Here is a 23,062-nt window from a genome sequence, read left to right as displayed (position 1 = left end):
CAAGTTCGCCGAAGCGCCTTTCACTGGCCGGCTTGGCGGCCTAACGATGGGGCATGTGGCAGCTCCATCAATTTCCTTTGTGTCCCTTCACCCGCAAGGTCCGCATCCTGCTGGGCGAGAAGGACGTCGGCTATGAGCTGGTGCGGGAAATGCCGTGGTCGCGGCGGGACGAGTTCCTGCACCTGAATCCCGCCGGGCAGACGCCGGTGATGGTGGATGGCGAGCGCGGCACGGTGCTGATCGATTCGATGGCGATCTGCGAATATTTCGAGGAGACGGTCGACCGCGCGGCGATGATCAACGGATCGGCCGCCAACCGCGCCGAGATCCGCCGCCTGACGACCTGGTTCGACGCGCAATTCTTCCGCGACGTCAGCCAGCCGTTGATCGAGGAGCGGATGGTGAAGCGGCTGGTGCTGCGCCAGTCGCCCAATGCCGCCCGGCTGCGCGAGGCGATGAAATCCGCGGTCGGGCATCTCGATTACATCGATTACCTGCTCGACCATCGCAAATGGATGGCGGGCGCGACGATCAGCCTCGCCGACCTTGCCGCCGCGGCGCATATCTCGGTCGCGGATTATCTCGGCGGGATTGACTGGTCAGGGCATACCCATGCCAAGGCGTGGTATTCGGCGTTCAAGAGCCGCCGCAGCTTCCGGCCCTTGCTGGCCGAGCGGATGAGCGGGATCGAGCCGCCTGATTATTACGAGAACCCGGATTTCTGATGCACGCCAATCATGATGCCGGCGCCCCGGCGGCCGAGACGATCAGTTTCGACGATTTCCTGAAGGTCGACATTCGCGTCGGCACGATCGTGTCGGCCGAGCCGTTCCCGGAAGCGCGCAAGCCGGCGCTGAAGCTGGTGATTGATTTCGGGGCGGTGATCGGGCGCAAGAAATCGTCGGCGCAGATCACCGAGAACCATGCCGCCGAGGATCTGGTCGGCAGGCAGGTGATGGCGGTGGTGAACTTCCCGCCGCGGCAGATCGGCCCGGTGATGAGCGAAGTGCTGACGCTCGGCTTTCCCGACGCGGCGGGCAAGGTGGTGCTGGCTGCGCCGACGCTGGCGGTGCCCGACGGCGGGCGGCTGTTCTAGGTCGTCCCGTTTCGGCCACAGTGGTGTTGCTGCAATGCAACAGGATTTCTTTGTCTCGCAAGTGCAGCAACTTGCGGGAACCCTGACGGTTTGAACGTGTGGACCGCGCATCAAGCGGCGGCCTCGTGATAAGGTATTGTGATGAAGAAGTTGCTTTCGGCGGCCGTTGCCGCCGCTTTTGTGATCCCGTCGGTTGCTGCGGCGCAGGAGACCACCAGCGACGGTTCGCGCGCGTTCGGGATCGATCCCTATGTCGGCGTGCTGGGCGGCTATGAAGGCTTCGAGAGCGCACCGGGCGGCGGCATCCCCGTGTCGCAGCCGGGCAACCGCCTGAAGGGCGGCCTGGTCGAGGGCGTGGTCGGCGTAAACGTGCCGCTCAACAGCTTCTTCGTCGGCGTCGAGGGCAATGCGGCCAAGGGCTTCACCGGCGACATCGACTGGGAATATGGCGTGCACGGCCGGGTCGGCGCGCGCGCTGGTGAGACCGGCCTCATCTACGTCAAGGCCGGCTATCGCTGGGTCAACTTCGACCGCTACGGCAACAACAGCCGCGACTATGGCCGTATCTCCTACGGCATCGGCGGCGAGTTCGGCCCGTCGGCGATCGGCCTGGACGGTCTGGTCAAGAAGGAAGGCATCCGCATCCGCGCCGAAATCGCCACCACCGGCGATTTCGAGACGGTGCGTCCGATGCTGGGCGTGATCGGGCACTTCTGATCCCCGCGCCGAGCTAGCGAAAGGGGGCTCCGGCGCAGGCCGGGGCCCCTTTTTTCGTGCAATCGGAGCGGGGGGCTTGGTCAGAGCCCCAGCACCTGTTTGGCGATGATGTTGCGCTGGATTTCGTTGGAGCCGGCGTAGATCGGGCCGGCGCGCTCGTTCATGTAGCGCAGCGGTGCGAGCGCGTGCCATTCCTCGCCCGACACATAGCCGTCGGCGGGCGGCGTGTGGCGGGGGACCGGGCCGCCGGGCATGGTGGCGTGGGGTTGATAGACGAGGCCGCGGTCGCCCGCCGCCTCCATGGTCAGTTCGGTCAGCGTGCCGGCGAGTTCGGTGCCCATGATCTTCATCATCGACGACAAGGCGCCGACGCTGCCATCGTCGTCCGCGGCCGAGAGCAGGCGGAGTTCCATGATCTCCAGCACGTCGGCGCGGATCCGCGCGCGGGCGAGCTTGGTGGCGAAAACCGGGTCATCGAGAAGCGGCGCGCCGTCGCTGCCGATGGTTTCCGCCGCATAGCGGGCGATGGCGTCGGCGCGGGCCTTGAGCGCGGGGGCGTAGGCATTGCCGCCGCGTTCGAATTCGAGAAGATATTTCGCGACGCTCCAGCCGCGGTCGATCTCCCCCATCACGTTCGCCTTGGGCACGCGCACGTCGGTGAAGAAGACCGCGTTCTGGATCTGCTCGCCCGAGGCCATGGTGAAGGGGCGGACCTCAACGCCGGGCGTGGTCATGTCGATGAGGATGAAGGTGATGCCCTGCTGCGGGCGGCCTTCCTTCGAGGTGCGGACCAGTGCGAAGATCCAGTTCGCCTCATTGGCGTGGGTGGTCCACACTTTCTGGCCATTGATGATGAGGTCGTCGCCGTTCTCGATGGCGCTGGTCTGCAAGGATGCCAGATCGCTACCCGAGCCGGGTTCGGAATAGCCCTGACAGAAGAAGATTTCCCCGGACAGGATGCGCGGCAGGAAGAAGCGTTGCTGCTCGGGCGTGCCGTATTTCATGATGACATAGGCCACCATCGAAATGCCCATCGGCGACAGGCCCGGTGCGCCGGCGGCGATCCGCTCCCGATTCCAGATGTAATGTTGTGCCACCGTCCAGTCGGTGCCGCCGTGCTCGGGCGCCCAGTGCGGCGCGGCCCAGCCCTTTTCGACCAGGATCTGCTGCCACTCCATGCTGGCTTCGTGATCGGCATAGACGCTGGTGGAGAGGCGGCCGGCGCGTTGCAGATCGGGGGTGAGCGCGGTGGCGAGAAAATCGCGCACCTCCGCCTCGAACGCCCGTTCCTCGGGGCTCCACGTCAGGTCCATCCGGCCTCTCCTAAGTCGCTCGCGGGGTTGCACCCCCGTCACGAGGGTCTATGTCGCAGCCGGTTTCCCTAATCCAGAGGCGAGTGCACCCGATGGCTGACGAATTCGACTATGACGTTCTCGTGATCGGTGCCGGTCCGGGTGGCTATGTCGCAGCGATCCGGGCGGCACAATTGGGCCTGAAGACCGCCTGCGCCGAGAGCCGCGAGACGCTGGGCGGCACCTGCCTCAACGTCGGCTGCATCCCGTCGAAGGCGATGCTGCACGCGAGCGAATTTTTCGATGCGGCGGCCAATGGCTCGATGGCGAAGATGGGCGTGAAGGTGACGCCGGAGCTGGACCTCGATGCGATGCACGGCCAGCGCCGCGAGTCGGTGAAGAGCCTGACGGGCGGCATCGAATACCTCTTCAAGAAGAACAAGGTGACGTGGCTGAAGGGCCGCGCCAGCTTCGAGGATGCGCACAGTGTCACCGTCGGCGGGCAGAAGGTGACGGCGAAGAACATCGTCATCGCGACCGGATCCAGCGTCACCCCGCTGCCGGGCGTGACGATCGACCAGAAGGTGGTGGTCGATTCGACTGGTGCGCTGGAACTGCCCAAGGTGCCCGAGCACATGGTCGTCATCGGTGGCGGCGTGATCGGGCTGGAGCTTGGCTCGGTGTGGCGTCGTCTGGGTGCGAAGGTGACGTGCGTCGAGTTCCTCGACCAGATCCTGCCGGGCTTCGACGGGGACGTGCGCAAGGAAGCCAACAAGATCTTCAAGAAGCAGGGGATCGAGTTCAAGCTGGGCACCAAGGTGACCAATGTTGCCGTGAACGGCGACAAGGCCACGCTGACCGTTGAGCCGGCCGCTGGCGGCGAGGCATCGACGATCGAGGCGGATTGCGTGCTGGTGTCGATCGGCCGCAAGCCGAACACCGACGGCCTGGGGCTGGAGAAGATCGGCCTCACCCCGAACAATCGCGGCCAGATCGAGACCGACCACGATTTCCGCACCTCGGTTTCGGGTGTCTGGGCGATCGGCGACGTCATTCCGGGGCCGATGCTGGCGCACAAGGCCGAGGACGAGGGCATCGCCGTTGCGGAGAATATCGCGGGCCAGCATGGCATCGTGAACCATGATGTGATCCCGTCGGTCGTCTACACCTGGCCGGAGATCGCGGGCGTCGGGCTGACCGAGGAAGCCGCCAAGGAGAAGGGCGAGATCAAGGTCGGCAAGTTCCCGATGATGGCGAACAGCCGCGCCAAGACCAACCATGAGCCGGACGGGTTCGTGAAGGTGATCGCCGACGCCAAGACCGATCGCGTGCTGGGCGTGTGGTGCATCGCGAGCGTCGCGGGCACGATGATCGCGCAGGCGGCGCAGGCGATGGAGTTTGGCGCGACCAGCGAGGACATCGCCTACACCTGCCACGCGCACCCGACCCATTCGGAAGCGATCAAGGAAGCCGCGATGGCGGTGCAGGGCAAGCCGATCCACATCTGATCGGGTCGCCCGGGCGACACAGGAAAAGGGGCGCTGGCGAATTTGCCGGCGCCCCTTTTTCGTTGGTGGCGGCTAGGCGGTGAGTTCCTTCAGCGGGGTCGCCGCATCCGCCAGTCGCGCGGGATCGGGCGCGGCGCGGGTTTCGATGAGCTTTCGCCCCTGGACGTAATCCTTGACCGAATTGACGCAGTCGAGCGCGATGACTCGGCCGGCCTTGAGGTAGATGATCGAGAAGCTGCGGGCGGCGGGGTCGCCGCGCAGGACAGTGGCGTCATGGCCGATCGAGAGGCCGACGGTCTGAAGCTTCAGATCGTACTGGTTGGACCAGAACCACGGCACCGCGTGATAGGCGGCGTCCTGACCGGCGATCGTCCTGGCGACGACATTGGCCTGATCATTGGCGTTTTGCACCGATTCGAGCCGGATGTTGGCGCCTTCCGCGAAGCCGTTGGCGTGGAGCGCGCAATCGCCGATCGCGAAGATGTCGGGCAGGCTGGTGCGGCATTGCGCGTCGACCGCGACGCCATTGCCGCCGACCGCGCCGGCGGCCAGCAACGGTTCGACCGCGGGGATGATGCCGATGCCGACGATGACGAGCTGCGCGGGGATCACGCTGCCGTCGGCGAGGCGAACGCCGGTGGCGCGGCCGTCCTCCCCGACGATGCAGTCGACCGCGACGCCGAGCCGAACGTCGACGCCGTGCGCGCGATGCTCCGCCTCGTAGAAGCGCGAGAGGTCCGGGCCGGCGACTCGGGCAAGGACCCGGTCGAGCGCCTCGAGCAGAACGACCTTCTTGCCGAACTTCGCGAGGACGGCCGCGGCCTCCAGCCCGATATAGCCGCCGCCGATGACGACCGCGTCCGTCACGCCGGGAAGCTCGGCCATCATGCGATCGGCATCGGCGCGGGTGCGCACGGTGTGGACGCCGGCGAGATCGTTGCCGGCGCAGGCGAGGCGGCGCGGGCTGCCGCCGGTGGCCCAGATGAGGTGGCGATAGCCGATCGTCGCGCCGTCAGCGGTGGTGACACGATGCGCGGCGGGATCGACGGCGGTGACTTCGCGGCCGAGCAGCATGTCGACGCCGCGTTCCTCCCAGAAGGCCGCCGGGCGGATCAGGATACGGTCGAACGCCTTGTCGCCGGCGAGATATTCCTTGGACAAGGGCGGGCGTTCGTAGGGCAGTTCCGGCTCCGCGCCGATCACCGCGATCGTGCCGTCGAACTTCGCCTGGCGCAGCGCGATGGCGGCCTGAGCACCGCCATGGCCCGCACCGACGATCACCACGTCATAGCTGCTCATTCGTCCTCCCCGCAGACATTCGCGAGGGTTCCTGCGCGGGGGCGCGGCCAAGGGCAAGCGAAACGCGCTTGACAGCGCGACGCTGTTTGTGTACAAAACAGGAACATCGAGGAAGTGCAGGCGCAATTGGGCAGCGCCGCCAGCTCGATGCGGCGACGGGCCGGTGAGTGCAGGGGTAGGCCCTGTCGCTCCCGGCCCGTCGGCGTTTGGGGGCCTGTCCGAATGGCGGGACGTCCACGGCAGCGGGGGAGAGGCGCGATGAACAAGGGCGCAGCGGAGGGGGTCGTGCGCATCGACGGCGGCGGCGCGCGGGAGCATGGGGCTGCCGATCCGGCACGAGCGCGGCGGGCCGTGCGAGGCGCCCCGGGGGGTGAGGCCGCGCAAATCACGGCGCGCAAGCCCGGCGCGGCGGTGACGGGCATCGGGCGGACAAGGAAAGCGGGCAGCCGCGGTGAAGCGCCCGGGACCGTGTCGCAGGGCGGCGGCGCGGCCCTCGTGGCTGACGCCGCGACGTTATCGGCAATGCCCGAGGATGAGGCGGCGGACGCGAGCGCGTGGCCGCAGGACGAGAGGCGTGGGGTCGAGCGGATCGCCGGCCATACCACCCGGCTGCGGCAGCTGCGCTTTGCCAAGGTGCTGGCGGAGACCTGCAATGTGGCGGCGGCCGCGGCGTCGGCGGGGCGGACTTTGGCGACGGTGCATCGCTGGCGCAGCGTGGATGCCGCCTTTGCCGCGGCCTGGGATGAGGCGCTGGCGATCGGATACGACCGGCTGGAAAATGCGCTGCTGGTCTATGCGATCGGCAAGGTCGATGCGGTGGCGGCGGGCGCGGCGGGCGCGAGCATCAGCAATGGCGACCTGCAACTGGCGGTCGGCATGTTGCAGCGGCATCGCGCCGCCGATGGCGGGCGCAGGGGGCAGGTGCTGCCGGTCCGCATGCCGACCGAGGCGGAGAGCGACGCGGCGCTGAAGCGCGCGCTCGACGGGCTGGCCAGGCGGGGGGCGGCGTCATGAACGGGCATCTGTTGATGAGGCTGGCGCTGTTGCCGCCGGACGAGCGCGACCGGGTGATCGCAGAACTGTCGATGCCGATGAAGGTGGAGCTGGCGGGGCGCTGGCACACCTTCGCGCATGGGGGACAATATTGGTCGGAGGAGGCGTGGCGCGTGTGGCTGGTCCGGGCGGGGCGCGGGTTCGGCAAGACGCGCGCCGGGGCGGAATGGGTCAATGGCGTCGCGCGGCGGGTGCCCGAGGCGCGGATTGCCTTGGTCGGCGCGACCGCGGACGAGGCGCGGCGGGTGATGGTGGAGGGGCCGAGCGGGGTGCTTGCCACCGCGCGGCTCGACATGCGGCCCGCATGGGCGGCGAGCAAGGGCGAGGTGCGCTGGCCGGGCGGGGCGATCGCCACCGTCTATTCGGCGGATTCGCCCGAGGGGCTGCGCGGGCCGGAACATCATGCCGCCTGGTGTGACGAACTGGCGAAGTGGCGGCGCGGCGAGGCGGCGTGGGACAATCTGATGATGACGATGCGGCTGGGAAAGCAGCCGCAGGTGATGGTGACGACCACGCCGCGATCGACCGTGCTGATGCGCCGGGTGATGGCGCTGCCGGGGCTTCACCAGACGACCGGGCGGACGGGCGACAATGTTCATCTGCCGGCGGCGTTCATCGAGACGATGATGGAAAGCTATGGCGGCACCGCGCTGGGCCGGCAGGAGCTGGACGGCGAGATGATCGAGACGGTCGCGGGGGCGCTATGGTCGCGCGCGATGATCGAGGGGTGCCGGATCGTGGCGGCGCCGGTGCTGGTGCGCGTGGTGGTTGGGGTCGATCCGCCGGCGGGGGTCGGTGGCGACGCCTGCGGGATCGTCGCCGCCGGGCTGGACGCCGAGGGAGGCGGCCATGTGATCGAGGATGCCAGCGTGACCGGCGCGACGCCCGAGGGCTGGGCGCGCGCGGTGGCGGGCTGCGCCGCGCGGCATGGCGCCGACCGGGTGGTGGCGGAGGCCAACCAGGGCGGCGAGATGGTGCGATCGGTGCTTCATGCCGCGGATACGGGGCTGCCGGTCAGGCTGGTCCATGCCAGCCGCGGGAAGGTGGCGCGGGCGGAGCCGGTGGCGGCGCTGTATGAGGCGGGACGCGTGCGCCATGCGGGCGTGTTCCCGATGCTGGAGGACGAGCTGTGCGGGATGGTGGTCGGCGGCGGCTATGAGGGGCCGGGGCGATCGCCGGATCGCGCGGATGCCCTGGTCTGGGCGCTCAATGAGCTGATGCTGGGGCGGCGCGGGGCGGCGGCGGTGCGCGCGCTGTAGCGCGCCTCTGGAGCTGTTGCGGGCGCGCTGTAGCGCGCCGTCGGCTTCGACATTCGGGAGAGATGAGCATGAGATGGTTCGGCATGAGGGCCGGGCGCGAGGAATCGCGTCCGGCCTTGTCGCGGGGGGCGGGGTCGCACGGGGGGCAAAGCTTCGCACACGGGGAGTGGCCCACGGGATATGAGGCGCAGGTGCGCGCGGGGTATCTCGGCAATGCGGTGGCGCAGCGCGCGGTGCGGCTGGTGGCGGAGGCGGTGGGATCGGCGCCGCTGGACGCGAGCGATCCCGCGCTGCTGGCGTTGGTGACGGCACGCAGCGGGGGCGGGCGGCTGGCGGAAGTGGTGGCGGCGCAGGTGCTGCTGCACGGCAATGCCTTCGTCCAGGTGCTGCGCGACGAGGCCGGCAAGGTGGCGGAGCTGTATCCGCTGCGGCCCGAGCGGGTTGGCGTGGTGCTGGACGCCGGCGGCTGGGCGGCGGGCTATCGCTACACCGTGGGCGGGCGGGTGAGCGAGATTGCGCCCGACGCGGTGATCCATGTGCGCGGGTTCCACCCGCTGGACGATCATTACGGGCTGGGGTGCCTTGGCGCGGCATCGGGGGCGATCGCGGTGCACAATGCCGCTGGCCGCTGGAACAAGGCGCTGCTCGACAATGCGGCGCGGCCTTCGGGGGCGCTGGTCTATGATCCCGGCGATGGATCGGCGTTGTCGGCCGACCAGTTCCAGCGGCTGCGCGAGGAAATGGAGGCGGGCTTTGCCGGTGCGGGCAATGCCGGGCGGCCGATGCTGCTGGAAGGGGGGCTCAAGTGGCAGGCGCTGAGCCTGTCGCCGGCCGACATGGATTTCGTCGGGCTGAAATCGGCGGCGGCGCGGGAGATCGCGCTGGCCTTTGGCGTGCCGCCGATGCTGCTGGGGCTGCCCGGGGATGCGACCTACGCCAATTATCGCGAGGCCAATCGCGCATTGTGGCGGCTGACCGTGCTGCCGCTGGCGGATGCGGTGTTCGGGGCGCTGGCGGCTGGCCTGCGCGACTGGTTTGCCGAGGCGCGGATCGAGATCGATCCCGATCGCGTGCCGGCATTGGTGGAGGATCGCGAGCGGCTGTGGGCGATGGTGTCCGCGGCCGATTTCATTTCCGCCGACGAAAAGCGGCAGATGGTGGGGTGGGCGCAATGACAGGGTCTTCTGGGACTGGTTCTGTTCTGGCGCAGCTGCTGGCGCAGGGGAGCGCTGGCGGCACGGACATGGCGACGTTGCGCGCGATTGCCGAGGAGGCGGGCGAGCTGGGCGCGACGCGGGCGATGACCCGGCTGGGGCTGGCCGACGATGCGGCGTCACGTGATCTCGCCGAACTGCGCGAGCTGCTGACCGCGTGGCGCGATGCCAAGCGGAGCGCGTGGAAGGCGTTCGCCGGCTGGGCGGCGGCGCTGCTGCTGGCATTGCTGGCGGTGAAGCTGGGGTTCGGGGAGTGGGTGCGATGAGCCTGCGCATCCAGGGCTATGCCGCCTTGTTCGACCGGGTCGATCGGGCGGGCGATGTGTTTCGCAGCGGCGTCTTTGCCGATGCGGTGCCGGTGCCGCTGCTGATGCAACATCAGGGCAAGCCGGTGGGGGAGATCTGGGCGATCGGGGAGGATGCGCGCGGGCTGTGGATCGAGGCGTGCGTTGTTGATCCTGACGTGGCGCGGATGGTGCGCAGCGGGGCGCTGCGCGGGCTGTCGGTCGGGTATCGCGCGCTGGCGGCGCGGCAGGGGGCGTGGCGCGAGGTGCTGCGCGCACGCCTTGCCGAAGTGAGCCTGGTCGCTGTGCCGATGCAGGCGGCGGCGCGGGTGGAGACGATCATCGAGATCTGAAGGTGCGCGCCCGTGGTGGGTGCAGCTTCCCGGCCAAGCGCGGCCGGGGAGGGTTTTCGCGTGGGAGAAGAACATGGGTGAGATGATGGTGGCACGGCCGGTGCTGGATGGCGCGTCGGCAATTCTGGGTGCGGGCCGCGATGCGGCGTTCGGGGCGTTCGTGCGCAGCGGCGCGGTGCTGGAGATGAAGGCGTTTTCGGGGGTGACCGGCGACACCGGCGGCTATGCCGTGCCGAAGGAGCTCGACGCGGTGATCGATGCGACGCTGAAAGCCGCGTCGCCGATCCGGAGCATCGCCAATGTCGTGTCGGTCGGCAGCGCGGGCTATCGCAAGCTGGTGACGACGGGCGGCACGCCGTCGGGCTGGGCGGCCGAGACGGGCGAGCGGGGTGAGACGGCAACGCCGACGATGGTGGAGATCGCGCCGCCGATGGGCGAGCTGTTCGCCAATCCGTCGGCGACGCAGGCGATGCTGGACGACGCGCATTTCGACGTCGAGGAATGGCTGGCGGGCGAGATCGCGGCGGAATTCGCCAAGGCGGAAGGCGCGGCGTTCGTCAATGGCAACGGCATCAACCGGCCCAGGGGGTTCCTGCAGCAGGCGACGGCGGCGACCGGCGATGCGACGCGGCCGTTCGGCACGCTGCAGCATATCCTGTCGGGCGCAGCGGGCGATTTCGGCAGCAATCCGCAGGAGCGGCTGATCGACCTGGTCCAGTCGCTGCGCGCGCCGTACCGGCAGGGGGCGGTGTTCGTGATGAACGCGGCGACGCTGGCGCGCATCCGCAAGTTCAAGACCAGCGACGGCGCGTTCGTGTGGCAGCCGAGCCTGGCGGCGGGGCAGCCGGCGACGCTGCTCGGCTATCCGGTGGTCGAGGCGGAGGACATGCCCGACATGGCCGCCAACACGCTGTCGATCGCGTTCGGCAACTTCAAGGCGGGCTATCTGATCGCCGAGCGCAGCGAGACCGCGATCCTGCGCGATCCCTACACCAAGAAGCCGTTCGTCAGCTTCTACGCCACCAAGCGCGTCGGCGGCTGCGTGTCGAACAGCGAGGCGATCAAGGTGATGAAGTTCGCCGCGTCGTGATCCTTTCCCGCCCCTCCCGTTCGCGCGGGAGGGGCGTGTCGTTGCTGAGGGGGAGAGGATGATGACGGTTTCGGGGGTGTCGCCAGCCGCGATCGCCGCGGCGGTGGCGGAGGCGCGCGGCTTTCTGCGGCTGGAGGGGGAGGCGGAACAGGCGCTGCTGGAGCGGCTGGCCGCTACCGCGATCGCGCTGGCGGAGGCGTTCACCGGCACGTTGCTGGTGACGCGGACGGTGGAGGATGTGCTGCCGGCGGCGCGCGGGGGCGGGTGGCAATTGCTGGCGGCGGCGCCGGTCCGCGCGATCGGCGGCGTCATGGGACTGCCGGCGGAGGGGGCGCCGTTCGTGCTGCCCCCGGACGGCTATGCGGTCGATGTGGATGGCGCGGCGCGTGGCTGGGTGCGGGTGATCGCGCCGGGCGCGGCGGGGCGCGTGGCGGTGAGCTATACCGCGGGGCTGGCAGTGGACTGGGACGCGCTGCCGCCACCCATCGCGCAAGGCGTCGCGATGCTGATCGCGCATCTGTTCAACGATCGCGACGTCGGGCGCGCGCCGCCGGCAGCGGTGGCGGCGCTGTGGCGGCCGTATCGGCGAATGCGGCTGATGGCGGAGGCGCATCCATGAGTGGCGGCGGGAGCGATCCGGCGACGGCGTTGCAGGCGGCGCTGGTCGCCGCGGTCGGCACTGTCGTGACAACGTTCGATGCGCCGCCGGTGCGCGCGGCGCTGCCCCATGCGGTGGTCGAGGACGCCGTGCTGGCGCGCTGGGGCGGGGCGGGGATCGACGGCCGCGAGGGGCGGGTGCGGATCATGCTGCACGATGCGGGCGAGCGGCCGGTGCGGCTGCGCACGCTGGCGGCGCAGGCGGAGGCGGCGGTCGCGGCGCTGTCGGGGGCGATCGATGGCGGGTGGCGCGTGGTGGCGCTGCGGCTGGTGCGAACGCGCATCGTGAAAAGTGGCGGGGGAGACCGCTGGACCGCGACGGGCGAGTTCGCGGTGAAACTGTATCGGGAGAGGTGAGATGGCGGTGGAGAAAGGTTCGGCCTTCCTGCTGAAGGTGGGCGATGGCGCGGCGACGCCGGCATTCGCGACGGTGGCCGGGATGCGCACCACGCAGCTGAGCATCAATGGCGAGGCGGTGGTGGTGACCAACAAGGGGTCGGGCGGGTGGCGCGACCTGTTGTCGGGCGCGGGCGTGCGCAGCGTCAGCGTGTCGGCGGCAGGGGTGTTCACCGGATCGGCGGCGGAAACGCGGGTGAAGACCAATGCGCTGGCGGGGACGATCGACGATTACCGGCTGAGTTTCGAAAGCGGCGAGACGCTGACCGGCCGGTTCCTGGTGACTCGGCTGGACTATGCCGGCGATTTCAACGGCGAGCGCAGCTACACGGTGAACCTCGAAAGCTCCGGCCCGGTGGTGGCGGCATGAGCGGGGCGAACGCGCAGCGCGGCGAGGCGAGCCTGCGCGTCGCGGGCGAGGCGCTGGTGCTTCGGCCGAGCTTTGCCGCGCTGGTCGCGGCGGAGGCGGAGCTGGGGCCGCTGTTTGCGCTGGTCGAGCGGGCCGCCGAGGGGCGGCTGGCGCTGGGCGAGATCGTCGGGCTGTTCTGGCATTGCCTTCGCGATCGGCCGGCGGCGCTGACGCGCGACATGCTGGGCGAGGCGGTGGCGGCGCAGGGGCTGACCGCGGCGATGGCGCCGCTGAAGGTGCTGATCGGGCAGATACTGGCGGGGCGATGAGATCCGCCACGGCCGCGCCCCGGCCGGGGGACAGCTTTGCCGAGGCGGCGGTGCGGCTGGCGGGGCTGTCGGGCGTGCTGTTCGGCTGGTCTCCGCACGCGTTCTGGGGCGCGACGCCAGCCGAGCTCGCCGCGCTGGTGCGGGTGCTGGGCGGGGCTGACGGGGCAGGCGAGGCAGGGCCGCCCGATGCGGCGATGATCGCCGCGCTGAAAAGGGCATTTCCGGATGGATGAGGATTGGGATCGGATGGTCGTCGGCGTGCGCGCCGACGCCAGTGGCTTTGCACGCGACGTGGCGGAGATGCGCGCCGCGCTGGAAGGGCCGCTGGCCGCAGGTGCGGACCGCGCCGGGCGGGCGATCGAGACGACGCTGGCGCGCGCGGTGCGGACGGGCAAGCTGGGGTTCGAGGACCTGAAGACCGTCGCGGTGGCGGCGATGGGCGAGATCGCGGCCAATGCGCTGCGTGCCGGGATCGGCAGCGTGTTCGGCAGCGTGGCGGGCGGGAGCGGGGGTGCGCCGGGCGGCGGGCTGGCGAGCGTGCTGCTTGCCGCGCTGGGCGCGCCGGGACGGGCGACGGGCGGGCCGGTGTCGCCCGGGCGGCCCTTCTGGGTCGGCGAGCGGGGGCCGGAATTGTTCGTGCCGACCGCGGCGGGATCGGTGCTGCCGACGCCCGGGCCAGCCGGCGGGGGCGGGCGCGACGTGCGGGTGAGCATCGCGATCAACGCCGCGCCCGAGGCGGCGCCGGCCGCGCTGGCACGATCGAGCCGGCAGGTGGCGCGTGCGGTGAAGGCCGCGCTGGCGGATCTGGAGGACTGACATGGCGCATTGCCTGGTGGCCGAGCGGCGGCCGCATCATGCCGCGGACGTGATCACGCGGTTCGACCCGACATTCTGGACGATCAACTTCCCGCGGCCGATGATGGCGGCGGTGACGACGACCGCGCCCGACGCGCTGCGGGTCGATTGCGCCTTTTACCGGCGCGACGATCTGGCGGGGCTGATCTGGGAGGCGGAGGATCGCCACGATCACCCTTTGCTGGCCTATGATACCGAACGCGATTTTCGCGCATGCCGATTGTCGTTCCGCTGGCGATCGGGCGGGGTGCGGCCGCTGGACGCGGTCCACGGCCCGGTGCTGACGATCGAGGGGCGCGATGCGGCGGGCGTGGCGCGCGCCTGGTATGTGCGGCTGTGGAATTATGCGGTGGGGACGCCGGGGGACGCGGTCGTCGCGATCGATTTCGCCGACCTGACCGGCGGGTTCGACCTGCCGACCGATGCCGATCCGGTATGGGCGGGGGATGTCGACCGGCTGTTCATCTCGCTCGTCGCGCCGGGCTATGACGCGAGCGACGCGATGCTGGACGCGCCGGCCGAGGGCTGGGCGGAACTGAGCGCGATCCGTTGCGAGGGCGCGGGATCGGTGATCGGGATCGGCGATGCGGTGCTGCCCGAGCATGGGCTGCGCATCGCGAGCGGCTATGACGACAGCTATCACCTGACGCCGGCGCGGCTGCTGCGCAATGTGCTCCACCTCGGCTATCGCGGTGCAATCATCCATTATGTCGGGATGAGCCATTATTTTCGGCTCGACGCCGACATGATGGTGACCGGCGGGGTGAATGCGCCGTGCGCGGCGTGGCACCGATCCTTTGCGCAAGCGGCGGCGGCGCTTGGCCAGGACGTGATCTGGTCGCTGTCATACGAATTGTTCGATGCGCATTGCCCGGCGGACTGGAAGCAACGTGACGCCGATGGCGCGCCGGCGCTGACCGGGTGGGAGCCGCCGTCGACCCTGCTGTCACCCGCCCATGCGGGGGCGATGGCGTATCTCCAGCGGATCGCCTGCGCCTTTGTGGCGATCGGGGTGGAGGCGGGGCTGGCGCCGCGGTTCCAGGTGGGGGAGCCATGGTGGTGGGTGCGGGCGGACGGGCGGCCGTGCCTGTATGATGAAGCCGCGGTGGCGCTGTTCGCGCCGGTGGCGATCCCCAGCGTGGCGGCGCCGCTGACGGCAGCGCAATGCCTGACGCTGGACCAAGCGGGGGCGGTGCTGGCCGGCTCCACCGCGGCGCTGTGCGCGGCCGTGGCGGCGGCGCATCCCGGGTGCGAGACGCATCTGCTGGCCTATCTGCCGACCGTGCTGGACCGCGCGGCGCCAGAGGCGAAGCGGATGAACCTGCCGATCGGCTGGGCGAGCCCGGCGTTCGATGTGCTTCAGCTGGAGGATTATGACTGGGTGACGGCGGGCGATGTCGCCTCGACCCGCGAGGGCGTGGCGCTGGCGAGCGCGCGGCTCGGCTATCCGGCGGCGCGGCAGGATTATCTCGCCGGCTTCGTGCTGCGGCCCGAGGACAAGGCGCAATGGGCGCCGATCGAGGCGGCGGCCGCAGTGGCGCGCGGGCGGGGCGTGCGCGGCGTGCATGTCTGGGCGCTGCCGCAGGTGATGCGCGACGGCTTCGTTCATTGGGATGCGCCGGGCGCGCGACACGGGGAGGACGGGGTGCAGGACTTTGACGATGTGCTGTTTCCGCTGGCGCTTGGCGCGGAGGCGGAGGTGACGCCGGAGTTCTCGACGGCGGTGGTGACGAGCGCGGGTGGGCGGGAAAGCCGCAATGCGAGCTGGGCGGGGGCGCGCACCCGCTATGACGTTGGGCCGGGGGTGCGCAGCGAAGCGGATATCGCGGCGCTGCTGGAATTCTTCCGCGCGCGGATCGGGCCGGCGCGGGGGTTCCGGTTGCGCGATCCGTTCGATTTCGCGGCGTCCGAGGTGGTGATCGGCACGGGCGATGGGGTGACGCGCGGCTTTGCGCTGGTGAAGCGGTACGGCGAGGCGGGCGATGCTCCTGCGCGGCGTATCACGCGGCCGGTGCCGGGATCGGTGCGGGTGATGCTTGACGGGGTGGAGACGCAGGGGTTCACGGTCGAGCCCGGCGGGGTGGTGATGCTGGACGAGGCGCCCGCGGCGGGGGTCACGGTGCGGGCGAGCTTCGCCTTCGACGTGCCGGTGCGCTTTGCCGACGACCGGCTGAGCGTGACGCGCGCGACGTTCCTGGCGGGGGCGGCGCCGGCCGTGCCGCTGATCGAGGTGCATGAGGCATGAGCGATCGGCTGACCACCCTTGCCATGCTGTGGACGCTGGAGCGGCGCGACGGCGTGACGATCGGGCTGACCGATCACGACCGCGACCTCGTCATAGAGGGGCGGCGCTATCACGCGGCACCCGGCATGATCCCGGCGGCGATCCGGCGCAGCGATGGGCTTGATGCCGCGATCAGCGAGACGGAGGGCGCGCTGAGCAGCGCGGCGATCGCGGCGGATGACCTGATCGCCGGCCGCTGGGACGCAGCGCGGATCACGGTGGCGATCGTCGACTGGGCGCGCGGCGGGGCGCCGCTGGTGCTGAACAGCGGAACGATCGGCGCGGTAGAATTGGAGGTCGATGCGGCCGGCGGGGGCGCGTTTCGGGTCGAGCTTCACGGGCCGGCCGCTGCGCTCGACCGCGCGGTGGCGGAGGAGACGAGCGCGACGTGCCGCGCCAGCCTGGGCGATCGCCGATGCCGGGTGGCGATGGCCGGGCGGCGGCGGTTCGCGCGGGTGCGCGCGGTCGAGGGGGCGAGCGTGATGCTCGATCAGCGCGAACCGGTGGCCGATGCTTATGGCGGGGGCACGTTGCGCTGGATCGGCGGCGCCGCGTGCGGGCTGGAGCAGGCGATCCTGCAATCGGACGACGAAAGGGTGACATTGTCCGCCGAAGCGGCGGTTGGGGCGGCGCCGGGTCTGTTGGTGCTGCTGCGCGAGGGGTGCGACAAGACGGTTGCGACGTGCGTGGCGCGGTTCGGCAATATCGTGAACTTTCGCGGGGAGCCGTACCTGCCCGGCATGGACCTGTTGACGCGCTACCCCGGCGCATGACCCGGGGAGAGCGCGTCGCGGCGGCGGCGCGGGCGCTGATCGGCGTACCCTTTCGGCTGCATGGTCGTGATCCGGCGATCGGGCTGGACTGCGTCGGCGTGGTGGCCGCAGCGCTGCGGGGCGCGGGGCACATCGGCCCGATGCCGGAGGGCTATGCGATCCGTTGTGGCAATGCGCAGGGCTACGCCGATTGCTGGCAGGGCCTCGCGCCGGCGGGGGGCGGGCAAGCCGGCGACATCCTGTTGTGCCGGGTGGCCGCGATGCACCTGCATCTAGCGGTGCGCACGCGGGAGGGGATCATCCATGCCGATGTCGGGCTGGGCCGGGTGGTGGCGCGACCGGGCGCGCCACCCTGGCCGATCGAGGCGGCGTGGCAATTGGGGGAAGGTTGATGGCGACTTTGGTGCTGACGACTGTCGGCGGGCTTGCCGGAGGGCCGATCGGGGCGGCGCTGGGCGGCATGCTGGGCCAGGCGGTGGACCGCAATGTGCTGTTCCGGCCCAAGGGGCGACATGGGCCGCGCCTCAACGATCTGGCGGTGCAGACGTCGCGCTATGGCCAACCGATCCCGCGCCTGTTCGGGCGGATGCGCGTCGCGGGCCACGTGATCTGGGCGACCGACCTGGTGGAGCGGCGCGAGCGGCAGGGCGGGGGCAAGGGGCAGCCGGCGATGACGCGCTACGCCTATTCGGCGAGCATCGCGGTGGCATTGTCGGCGCGGGCGATCCGCGGCGTGGGGCGGATCTGGGCCGATGGCAACCTGTTGCGCGGAGCGGCGGGGGACTGGAAAGTGCCGGTGCAATTTCGCCTGCACCTGGGCAGCGAGGATCAGGCGGCCGACCCGCTGATCGCGAGCGCCGAGGGTGGCGAAAATGCGCCGGCCCATCGCGGCATCGCTTATGCCGTATTCGAGGATTTGCCGCTGGAGGCGTTCGGCAATCGCATCCCGTCGCTGACGTTCGAGGTGATTGCCGATGATGCGCCGGTACCCGCCGCTACGATCGCGCAGGCACTGGCGCCCGCGGTGATCGCGAGCGTGCCGGGCGACGAGGCGGCGATGCTGCCGATCGATGGCTTTTCCGCTTACGGTGACATTGTCCGGTCGGTGATCGAGACGCTGGCGGAAGTGGCGGGCGCCTGGTTTGTTCCGATCGGTGACCGGGTGGCGATGCGCGGTGACCCCGCGCCGGCGCGGATGCTGGCGGGGGGAGCGGGGCAGCGGCGGATCGCGCCGCCTGCACGCGCGCCGCATGCCATGACGGTCAGCCATTATGATCCGGCGCGTGATTGGCAGGCGGGGGTGCAGCGCGCGGTTCGTCCTGGCGCGCTTGGGGCGGCGATGTCGATTGACCTTGCTGCGGCGCTGCCGGCGGAGCGCGCGCGGGCGGTGGCAGAGACGATGCTGGCGCGCACCTCCAGCGCGCGCGCCACGCGGCGGATCGTCACGGACATCGCGACGGTCGACGTGTTGCCGGGAAGCGTGGTGTCGCTGTCCGGCGAGGCGGGGGCGTGGCGTGTGCGATCGGTGGAGATCGAGCGATTTGCCGTGACGATCGAGCTGGTGGCCTTGCCGCCGCCGGTGGTTGCGCTGCCGGCCGCGTCCGGGCGGGTGCTTCGCCAGGTGGATGTGCCGGCGGGGCAGACGATCGTGCACGTCGCGGAACTGCCCGCCATGATGGGGGAGGGCGCCGGTCCGACGATCGCCGTCGTCGCGGCGGGCAGCACGCCGCATTGGCGACGCGCGATGATCCATCACAGCATCGACGATGGCGCGAGCTGGACGGCGGCGGGGGCAACGCCGGCCGCCGGAACCATCGGCACGACCGTGGCCGCAGCATCGGCCGCGCCCGCCACGCTGGTCGATCGCCGCACCGTGATCGAGGTATCGTTGGCGCATGACGGCATGATGCTGACGAGTATGGACGCGGCAGGGCTGGATCGCGGCGGGAACCTGGCGCTGGTCGGTGACGAGTTGCTGCAATTCGGAAGCGTCGAGCAGGTCGGGGCGTGTCGCTGGCGGCTCTCCGATCTGTGGCGCGGACGGTTCGGGACGACGCCGGCCTTGCTGGCACCCGGGGATCGCTTCGTGATCCTGGAGCGGGAAGCGATGCTGCGGATCCTTCCTCTCACGGGCGCCGGTGGAACCGTGCGCGTCATGGCGCGGGGGGTCGGGGATGAGCAAGGTGTGGAGGCCGCGGTGCGGCTGACCGGCGCTGCGAGTCTTCCGCTGGCGCCGGTGCATCTGTCGGCGGACATCCGCGAGGGGGTGCTCGCCCTGCGCTGGCGCCGCCGCAGCCGCGTCGATTGGTGGTGGCGCGACCATGTCGACGTGCCGCTTGGCGAAGAGCGCGAGGCCTATGAGGTTACCGTCACCACTGCGATCGCCAGCCACATTGTCGTGACGGCGGTTCCGTACGTGACGGTGCCGCTGAGCGCGCTGAACGGCGCGCCGCTGCGGGCCGCGGTGCGGCAGATCGGCAGCCTCGGCGCATCCTCGCCCGCAACGCTGACCCTGGGAGATGATGAATGATGGTGAACACCACGGCGCGCTGGGCGCTGCCGCTGCTGCATGCCGGACAGGCGCAGAAGGAACTCGACCACAATGAAGCGCTGGCGCTGATCGATCTTGCCCTTCACGCCTGCGTCGAGGCGATCGGGGTCGATGTGCCGCCGAGCGCGCCGGTGGACGGGCAATGCTGGATCGTCGGGGCGGAACCTGTCGGCGACTGGGCGGGACAGGCGCTGGCGCTGGCGGGATGGACGGCGGGCGGCTGGCGCTTCGTTGGCCCGCGCGACGGCATGGCGGTGGCGTGCCGCGAGGGCGGGGTGATCGCGCGCTTTGGAAACGGTGAATGGGTGGCCGGGGCAGTGCACACAACCGGTGTTTTCGTCGGCGGAACCCGCGTGCTCACGACGCAACAGCCCGCCATCGCCGACGCAACCAACGGAACTAACGTCGATTCCGCCGCCCGGGCCACGCTTTCCCTTGTTCTGGAGGCGCTTCGGGCGCACGGTTTGATCGCCCGCTGAGGGTGTGGCAAACCCGCAACAGTCGCTTCTTTTTGTCGTCTTGCGTGGAAACTATCCCTTCTTTACTGAGTTAGCGCTGTCCGTAGTGACACCATGGAAAGGGGAATATTATGCGGAAGCTTGCCGTAGTTCTGGCATTCGCTTCTACCGCACTCGCCTCGCCTGCACTTGCCCGCGACAACGCGTGGTACGTAGGCGCCGAGTTCGGTGGGATGATCGTCGAGGACATCGAGTACGACATCACCGCCGCCACCAGCGGCACCGGCACCGTCGATAGCAAGTACGGCTATGACGTCGGTGGCGTGACCGGTTACGACTTTGGCAGCTTCCGCTTGGAAGCCGAAGTCGCCTACAAGTCGGCTGTGGTTGACGGCTATTCGTCGACCGTCGGTACGCCGGTTCTCGGCGCCGCTGGGCCGGGTATCGCGGCTCCGGGCACCTATGACTATGCTGGCGGCCGTAGCTCGGCGCTGAGCTTCATGGTCAACGGCCTGCTCGATTTCGGCGACGACGACAGCATTCAGGGCTTCATCGGCGGCGGTGTCGGCGTGGCGCGAGTCAAGTCGCGTATCGCGCTGAACCAGCGTGGCAGCTTCCTCGATGACTCCGACACCGTGTTCGCATGGCAGGGCATCGCGGGCGTTCGCGCACCGCTGACCGACAACCTCGATGCAACGCTGAAGTATCGCTTCTTCAACGCCAGCAACGTGAAGCTGGTCGACGTGGCGAACCGTGGCTTTGACGGTCGTTTCCGGTCGCACAGCATCCTGGGTGGCCTGACCTACAACTTCGGCGAGCCGGTTGCACCGCCGCCGCCGCCGCCGCCGCCGCCTCCCCCGCCGCCGCCGCCGCCGCCGCCGCCGCCGGAAGTGGTGTGCTCGCCGGGTCCGTTCATTGTCTTCTTCGAGTGGGACAAGTCGGACATCACGCCTGAGGCAGCGTCGATCCTCGACAACGCCGTGACCCAGTACCAGACCTGCGGCAACGCCCAGGTGATGGTCGCCGGTTACACCGACCGTTCGGGTTCGGCACAGTACAACGTCGGTCTGTCGCAGCGTCGCGCAGACTCGGTGAAGTCGTACCTCGAGTCGAAGTCGATCCCGGGTGGCGTCATCACCACCGAGGCGTTCGGTGAGAGCAACCCGCGCGTGCCGACCGCAGACGGCGTCCGCGAGGTTCAGAACCGTCGCGTGGAGGTTACCTACGGCCCCGGCGCGGGCATGTAAGACCTTCGTCGTCAGACGAAAAAAGAGGGAGGGGTCGGCATTGCCGGCCCCTCTTTTTCTGTGCGGCACCGCTTGGTGAAGGCGCAGCAGCGTTCTTTCCGCTGCGGCGGGGTCCGCATGATCCTGGATGCCGTTGAGCGGTCGCGGCTCAGCGCAGCTTTACAGTTCCTGCGGGCGGTGCGTCCGCCATTCCACCCACCAGCGCAACGAGGCGCAGAGCTCATCTGCTTGCAAGGTGCGGAAAGCGCGACGCCATACGGCAGGGCGCTGAGGCTGGCCACGACGACGCGGCTTGGTTCAGGCAGCTCGCATGGCGCATAAGGCGGCGCCGGGTGTGGAGGCCGCCGGAGCAGCGTTGGCCCGGGTTCAGCCGCTCAGGGAGCAGCCAAGCAGGGTGTCAGTCTAGGTCCCGGGCGACGCGGGTGATGTGGCCCATTTTGCGGCCCGGGCGAACCTCGCGCTTGCCATAGAGATGCAGGTGGGCGCCGGGCTCTGCCAGCACATCCGCCCAGCAATCCACGTCGGCGCCGATCAGGTTTTGCATCACCGCTTCACGGCCGGTGAGTGCGACACTGCCCAGCGGCAGTCCGAGGATCGCGCGAACGTGGTTCTCGAACTGCGATGTCTCCGCGCCCTCGATCGTCCAGTGGCCGGAATTGTGCACGCGCGGCGCCATTTCGTTGAACACAGGGCCATCGGGCGTCGCGAAGAACTCGCACGTCAGGACCCCGACATGCCCCAGCGCATCGGCAACGCGCCCGGTGAGCGCCGCGGCCTCCGTCCACAGTGCGGCGATCTCCGCCGGTGCGGGAACGGTCGAGCGCGACAGGATGCCGTCGACATGCTGATTCCATGCCGGCGGATAGCTCACCATCGATCCGTCATGGCCGCGCACCAGGATGATCGAGAATTCATGGGTAAACGGAACAAAGGCTTCGAGCACGGCCGGACCACCAACCGCCTCCCACGCGGCGTCGGCATCGGCGCGATCCATGATCCGTGCCTGGCCCTTGCCGTCATAGCCCATGCGCGTCGTCTTGAGGATCGCGGGGACTCCGATCTCCTCGATGGCGGTTTCCAGCGCCGCGCGATTGTCGACCGCGGCCCAGCGCGCCGGGCGACCACCGAGCTTCTCGACAAAGCTTTTTTCCGCAGCGCGATCCTGCGCCACGCGCAGGCTGGCGGAGGAGGGGTGGACCGGCACGTGATCGGCCAGCCATTCGACGGGCTCGGCGGCGATATTCTCGAATTCGTAGGTGACCACATCGCATTGGGCGGCAAAGTCCGCGAGGACGATGCGGTTGTGATAGTCGGCGCGGGTCAGCGACGATGCCGTCTGCGCCGCGACGCTTTCGCGGTCAGGGGCCAGCACATGGGTGCGATAGCCCAGCTGCGCCGCGGCTGCGGCGATCATGCGCCCCAATTGTCCGCCGCCGAGGATCCCGATGGTCGAGCCTGGAGGCAGCGGTGTCATTGGGGCAGCTCCGCGACATTGTCGGTCTGGGTCGATCGCCATGCCTTCAGCCGCTCTTCCAGTGCCGGGTCAGCGAGGGCGAGGATGGCGGCGGCGAGAAGCGCGGCGTTGATCGCGCCGGCCTTGCCGATCGCCAGCGTCCCCACAGGGATGCCACCGGGCATTTGGACGATCGACAGGAGGCTATCCATGCCCTTCAGCGCGTGCGATTCCACCGGCACGCCAAGCACCGGCAAATGCGTCATCGCCGCGGCCATGCCGGGCAGGTGCGCCGCCCCGCCAGCACCCGCGATCAGCACCTTCAGCCCGCGATCGGCAGCCCCGGTGGCGTAATCATACAGCCGCTGTGGGGTACGATGGGCCGACACAACGCGGGTTTCGTGGGGGATCTCCAGCACGGCGAGAATGTCGGCCGCGTGCCGCATTGTCTCCCAGTCAGAGGTGGAGCCCATGATGATGCCAACGTGCGCCATTGGCGGCGGTTAGCGAGCGTGGCGCGGCAGGGCAACAGCGAGTGTGCGCAG

26 protein-coding genes are annotated in these 23,062 nt (G+C 69.7%); 22 read left to right on the top strand and 4 right to left on the bottom strand.

Annotated features, from left to right (window positions below; all coding sequences use genetic code 11):
* Window positions 1-53 precede the first annotated feature (53 nt).
* The 3 genes from L8F96_RS06265 (at window position 54) to L8F96_RS06255 (ending at window position 1,813) form a co-directional block, all read left to right on the top strand.
* Complete coding sequence (locus L8F96_RS06265; protein ID WP_334655536.1) at window positions 54-725, top strand: glutathione S-transferase family protein; 672 nt, start codon at window positions 54-56, stop codon at window positions 723-725.
* Window positions 725-1,096: a tRNA-binding protein gene (locus L8F96_RS06260; RefSeq protein WP_046407341.1), complete on the top strand. Its 372-nt coding sequence runs from the start codon at window positions 725-727 to the stop codon at window positions 1,094-1,096. Before L8F96_RS06265 ends, L8F96_RS06260 begins: the two co-directional genes overlap by 1 nt.
* Before the next feature lie 141 nt (window positions 1,097-1,237).
* Window positions 1,238-1,813 (top strand): opacity protein, encoded by a 576-nt coding sequence (locus L8F96_RS06255; protein ID WP_334655535.1) that lies wholly within the window; start codon window positions 1,238-1,240, stop codon window positions 1,811-1,813.
* Between the two features lie 80 nt (window positions 1,814-1,893).
* On the opposite strand, the gene L8F96_RS06250 is transcribed toward L8F96_RS06255, so the two are convergent.
* Window positions 1,894-3,126: an acyl-CoA dehydrogenase family protein gene (locus L8F96_RS06250; protein ID WP_334655534.1), complete on the bottom strand. Its 1,233-nt coding sequence runs from the start codon at window positions 3,124-3,126 to the stop codon at window positions 1,894-1,896.
* A gap of 92 nt (window positions 3,127-3,218) precedes the next feature.
* Here L8F96_RS06250 and lpdA point away from each other — a divergent pair, with 92 nt between their 5' ends.
* Window positions 3,219-4,613, top strand: a complete 1,395-nt coding sequence (lpdA, locus tag L8F96_RS06245; RefSeq protein ID WP_046407336.1) for a dihydrolipoyl dehydrogenase — start codon at window positions 3,219-3,221, stop codon at window positions 4,611-4,613.
* A gap of 72 nt (window positions 4,614-4,685) precedes the next feature.
* Here lpdA and L8F96_RS06240 read toward each other — a convergent pair whose 3' ends face one another.
* A complete protein-coding gene (locus L8F96_RS06240) occupies window positions 4,686-5,912 on the bottom strand; it encodes an NAD(P)/FAD-dependent oxidoreductase (protein ID WP_334655533.1) in 1,227 nt (408 codons plus the stop codon).
* Window positions 5,913-6,170: 258 nt separating this feature from the next.
* Between L8F96_RS06240 and L8F96_RS06235 the strand changes: the two genes are divergently transcribed.
* From L8F96_RS06235 to L8F96_RS06150, 18 genes are all read left to right on the top strand, one after another.
* Window positions 6,171-6,926 (top strand): hypothetical protein, encoded by a 756-nt coding sequence (locus L8F96_RS06235; RefSeq protein ID WP_334655532.1) that lies wholly within the window; start codon window positions 6,171-6,173, stop codon window positions 6,924-6,926.
* Window positions 6,923-8,224: a DNA-packaging protein gene (locus L8F96_RS06230; RefSeq protein WP_334655531.1), complete on the top strand. Its 1,302-nt coding sequence runs from the start codon at window positions 6,923-6,925 to the stop codon at window positions 8,222-8,224. The genes L8F96_RS06235 and L8F96_RS06230 overlap by 4 nt, the downstream gene beginning before the upstream one ends.
* Window positions 8,225-8,292: 68 nt before the next feature.
* The gene (locus L8F96_RS06225; RefSeq protein WP_046407385.1) at window positions 8,293-9,399 is read left to right on the top strand and encodes a phage portal protein; all 1,107 of its coding nucleotides are present in this window, start codon (window positions 8,293-8,295) and stop codon (window positions 9,397-9,399) included.
* Entirely contained in the window at window positions 9,396-9,704 is a 309-nt protein-coding gene (locus tag L8F96_RS06220; RefSeq protein ID WP_046407331.1) for a DUF6127 family protein, read from the top strand. The genes L8F96_RS06225 and L8F96_RS06220 overlap by 4 nt, the downstream gene beginning before the upstream one ends.
* Window positions 9,701-10,075 (top strand): HK97 family phage prohead protease, encoded by a 375-nt coding sequence (locus L8F96_RS06215; RefSeq protein WP_211095191.1) that lies wholly within the window; start codon window positions 9,701-9,703, stop codon window positions 10,073-10,075. The genes L8F96_RS06220 and L8F96_RS06215 overlap by 4 nt, the downstream gene beginning before the upstream one ends.
* A 73-nt stretch (window positions 10,076-10,148) precedes the next feature.
* Window positions 10,149-11,165, top strand: a complete 1,017-nt coding sequence (locus tag L8F96_RS06210) for a phage major capsid protein (RefSeq protein ID WP_417158934.1) — start codon at window positions 10,149-10,151, stop codon at window positions 11,163-11,165.
* A gap of 58 nt (window positions 11,166-11,223) precedes the next feature.
* On the top strand, window positions 11,224-11,784 hold the full coding sequence (locus L8F96_RS06205) for a head-tail connector protein (protein WP_334655530.1): 561 nt from the start codon (window positions 11,224-11,226) through the stop codon (window positions 11,782-11,784).
* Window positions 11,781-12,179, top strand: a complete 399-nt coding sequence (gp17, locus tag L8F96_RS06200) for a tail completion protein gp17 (RefSeq protein ID WP_334655529.1) — start codon at window positions 11,781-11,783, stop codon at window positions 12,177-12,179. The genes L8F96_RS06205 and gp17 overlap by 4 nt, the downstream gene beginning before the upstream one ends.
* 1 nt (window position 12,180) lies before the next feature.
* Window positions 12,181-12,588, top strand: a complete 408-nt coding sequence (locus tag L8F96_RS06195) for a phage major tail protein, TP901-1 family (RefSeq protein WP_046407325.1) — start codon at window positions 12,181-12,183, stop codon at window positions 12,586-12,588.
* The gene (locus tag L8F96_RS06190) at window positions 12,585-12,896 is read left to right on the top strand and encodes a GTA-gp10 family protein (RefSeq protein ID WP_046407324.1); all 312 of its coding nucleotides are present in this window, start codon (window positions 12,585-12,587) and stop codon (window positions 12,894-12,896) included. The genes L8F96_RS06195 and L8F96_RS06190 overlap by 4 nt, the downstream gene beginning before the upstream one ends.
* Entirely contained in the window at window positions 12,893-13,129 is a 237-nt protein-coding gene (locus L8F96_RS06185; protein ID WP_136451063.1) for a phage tail assembly chaperone, read from the top strand. Before L8F96_RS06190 ends, L8F96_RS06185 begins: the two co-directional genes overlap by 4 nt.
* Window positions 13,122-13,712: a tail tape measure protein gene (locus L8F96_RS06180; RefSeq protein ID WP_334655528.1), complete on the top strand. Its 591-nt coding sequence runs from the start codon at window positions 13,122-13,124 to the stop codon at window positions 13,710-13,712. Before L8F96_RS06185 ends, L8F96_RS06180 begins: the two co-directional genes overlap by 8 nt.
* Before the next feature lies 1 nt (window position 13,713).
* On the top strand, window positions 13,714-15,996 hold the full coding sequence (locus L8F96_RS06175) for a DUF2460 domain-containing protein (protein ID WP_334655527.1): 2,283 nt from the start codon (window positions 13,714-13,716) through the stop codon (window positions 15,994-15,996).
* Window positions 15,993-16,808 carry a DUF2163 domain-containing protein gene (locus L8F96_RS06170; protein WP_334655526.1) on the top strand — a complete coding sequence of 272 codons (816 nt, stop codon included), beginning with the start codon at window positions 15,993-15,995 and terminating at the stop codon, window positions 16,806-16,808. Before L8F96_RS06175 ends, L8F96_RS06170 begins: the two co-directional genes overlap by 4 nt.
* Window positions 16,805-17,200 carry a peptidoglycan endopeptidase gene (locus tag L8F96_RS06165; protein WP_334655525.1) on the top strand — a complete coding sequence of 132 codons (396 nt, stop codon included), beginning with the start codon at window positions 16,805-16,807 and terminating at the stop codon, window positions 17,198-17,200. The genes L8F96_RS06170 and L8F96_RS06165 overlap by 4 nt, the downstream gene beginning before the upstream one ends.
* On the top strand, window positions 17,200-19,338 hold the full coding sequence (locus tag L8F96_RS06160; protein ID WP_334655524.1) for a phage tail protein: 2,139 nt from the start codon (window positions 17,200-17,202) through the stop codon (window positions 19,336-19,338). Before L8F96_RS06165 ends, L8F96_RS06160 begins: the two co-directional genes overlap by 1 nt.
* Window positions 19,335-19,838 carry a DUF2793 domain-containing protein gene (locus L8F96_RS06155; RefSeq protein ID WP_046406538.1) on the top strand — a complete coding sequence of 168 codons (504 nt, stop codon included), beginning with the start codon at window positions 19,335-19,337 and terminating at the stop codon, window positions 19,836-19,838. The genes L8F96_RS06160 and L8F96_RS06155 overlap by 4 nt, the downstream gene beginning before the upstream one ends.
* A gap of 110 nt (window positions 19,839-19,948) precedes the next feature.
* The gene (locus tag L8F96_RS06150) at window positions 19,949-21,064 is read left to right on the top strand and encodes an OmpA family protein (protein ID WP_334655523.1); all 1,116 of its coding nucleotides are present in this window, start codon (window positions 19,949-19,951) and stop codon (window positions 21,062-21,064) included.
* 397 nt (window positions 21,065-21,461) lie between these two features.
* Here L8F96_RS06150 and L8F96_RS06145 read toward each other — a convergent pair whose 3' ends face one another.
* Both L8F96_RS06145 and purE read right to left on the bottom strand, forming a co-directional pair.
* Entirely contained in the window at window positions 21,462-22,538 is a 1,077-nt protein-coding gene (locus L8F96_RS06145; protein ID WP_046407260.1) for a 5-(carboxyamino)imidazole ribonucleotide synthase, read from the bottom strand.
* Entirely contained in the window at window positions 22,535-23,011 is a 477-nt protein-coding gene (gene purE, locus L8F96_RS06140; RefSeq protein ID WP_082102663.1) for a 5-(carboxyamino)imidazole ribonucleotide mutase, read from the bottom strand. The genes L8F96_RS06145 and purE overlap by 4 nt, the downstream gene beginning before the upstream one ends.
* Between the last annotated feature and the right edge of the window lie 51 nt (window positions 23,012-23,062).

The sequence above is a fragment of the Sphingomonas panaciterrae genome (assembly GCF_036890205.1).
Taxonomy (GTDB): domain Bacteria; phylum Pseudomonadota; class Alphaproteobacteria; order Sphingomonadales; family Sphingomonadaceae; genus Sphingomonas; species Sphingomonas panaciterrae.
Note: the sequence above shows the minus strand (reverse complement) of the source record. Positions and strands in the feature narration are given on the sequence as shown.

What these genes read in the sequence shown, in the direction of transcription:
- L8F96_RS06170 (WP_334655526.1), top strand. Translation starts at nt 15,993, where the DNA reads ATGAGCGATCGGCTGACCACCCTTGCCATGCTGTGGACGCTGGAGCGG.
- L8F96_RS06185 (WP_136451063.1), top strand. Translation starts at nt 12,893, where the DNA reads ATGAGATCCGCCACGGCCGCGCCCCGGCCGGGGGACAGCTTTGCCGAG.
- L8F96_RS06265 (WP_334655536.1), top strand. Translation starts at nt 54, where the DNA reads ATGTGGCAGCTCCATCAATTTCCTTTGTGTCCCTTCACCCGCAAGGTC.
- L8F96_RS06220 (WP_046407331.1), top strand. Translation starts at nt 9,396, where the DNA reads ATGACAGGGTCTTCTGGGACTGGTTCTGTTCTGGCGCAGCTGCTGGCG.
- gp17 (WP_334655529.1), top strand. Translation starts at nt 11,781, where the DNA reads ATGAGTGGCGGCGGGAGCGATCCGGCGACGGCGTTGCAGGCGGCGCTG.
- L8F96_RS06145 (WP_046407260.1), bottom strand. Translation starts at nt 22,538, where the DNA reads ATGACACCGCTGCCTCCAGGCTCGACCATCGGGATCCTCGGCGGCGGA.
- L8F96_RS06190 (WP_046407324.1), top strand. Translation starts at nt 12,585, where the DNA reads ATGAGCGGGGCGAACGCGCAGCGCGGCGAGGCGAGCCTGCGCGTCGCG.
- L8F96_RS06215 (WP_211095191.1), top strand. Translation starts at nt 9,701, where the DNA reads ATGAGCCTGCGCATCCAGGGCTATGCCGCCTTGTTCGACCGGGTCGAT.
- L8F96_RS06255 (WP_334655535.1), top strand. Translation starts at nt 1,238, where the DNA reads ATGAAGAAGTTGCTTTCGGCGGCCGTTGCCGCCGCTTTTGTGATCCCG.
- L8F96_RS06150 (WP_334655523.1), top strand. Translation starts at nt 19,949, where the DNA reads ATGCGGAAGCTTGCCGTAGTTCTGGCATTCGCTTCTACCGCACTCGCC.
- L8F96_RS06225 (WP_046407385.1), top strand. Translation starts at nt 8,293, where the DNA reads ATGAGATGGTTCGGCATGAGGGCCGGGCGCGAGGAATCGCGTCCGGCC.
- L8F96_RS06175 (WP_334655527.1), top strand. Translation starts at nt 13,714, where the DNA reads ATGGCGCATTGCCTGGTGGCCGAGCGGCGGCCGCATCATGCCGCGGAC.
- L8F96_RS06230 (WP_334655531.1), top strand. Translation starts at nt 6,923, where the DNA reads ATGAACGGGCATCTGTTGATGAGGCTGGCGCTGTTGCCGCCGGACGAG.
- L8F96_RS06250 (WP_334655534.1), bottom strand. Translation starts at nt 3,126, where the DNA reads ATGGACCTGACGTGGAGCCCCGAGGAACGGGCGTTCGAGGCGGAGGTG.
- L8F96_RS06240 (WP_334655533.1), bottom strand. Translation starts at nt 5,912, where the DNA reads ATGAGCAGCTATGACGTGGTGATCGTCGGTGCGGGCCATGGCGGTGCT.
- L8F96_RS06235 (WP_334655532.1), top strand. Translation starts at nt 6,171, where the DNA reads ATGAACAAGGGCGCAGCGGAGGGGGTCGTGCGCATCGACGGCGGCGGC.
- L8F96_RS06195 (WP_046407325.1), top strand. Translation starts at nt 12,181, where the DNA reads ATGGCGGTGGAGAAAGGTTCGGCCTTCCTGCTGAAGGTGGGCGATGGC.
- lpdA (WP_046407336.1), top strand. Translation starts at nt 3,219, where the DNA reads ATGGCTGACGAATTCGACTATGACGTTCTCGTGATCGGTGCCGGTCCG.
- L8F96_RS06260 (WP_046407341.1), top strand. Translation starts at nt 725, where the DNA reads ATGCACGCCAATCATGATGCCGGCGCCCCGGCGGCCGAGACGATCAGT.
- L8F96_RS06210 (WP_417158934.1), top strand. Translation starts at nt 10,149, where the DNA reads ATGGGTGAGATGATGGTGGCACGGCCGGTGCTGGATGGCGCGTCGGCA.
- L8F96_RS06165 (WP_334655525.1), top strand. Translation starts at nt 16,805, where the DNA reads ATGACCCGGGGAGAGCGCGTCGCGGCGGCGGCGCGGGCGCTGATCGGC.
- L8F96_RS06155 (WP_046406538.1), top strand. Translation starts at nt 19,335, where the DNA reads ATGATGGTGAACACCACGGCGCGCTGGGCGCTGCCGCTGCTGCATGCC.
- L8F96_RS06205 (WP_334655530.1), top strand. Translation starts at nt 11,224, where the DNA reads ATGATGACGGTTTCGGGGGTGTCGCCAGCCGCGATCGCCGCGGCGGTG.
- L8F96_RS06180 (WP_334655528.1), top strand. Translation starts at nt 13,122, where the DNA reads ATGGATGAGGATTGGGATCGGATGGTCGTCGGCGTGCGCGCCGACGCC.
- purE (WP_082102663.1), bottom strand. Translation starts at nt 23,011, where the DNA reads ATGGCGCACGTTGGCATCATCATGGGCTCCACCTCTGACTGGGAGACA.
- L8F96_RS06160 (WP_334655524.1), top strand. Translation starts at nt 17,200, where the DNA reads ATGGCGACTTTGGTGCTGACGACTGTCGGCGGGCTTGCCGGAGGGCCG.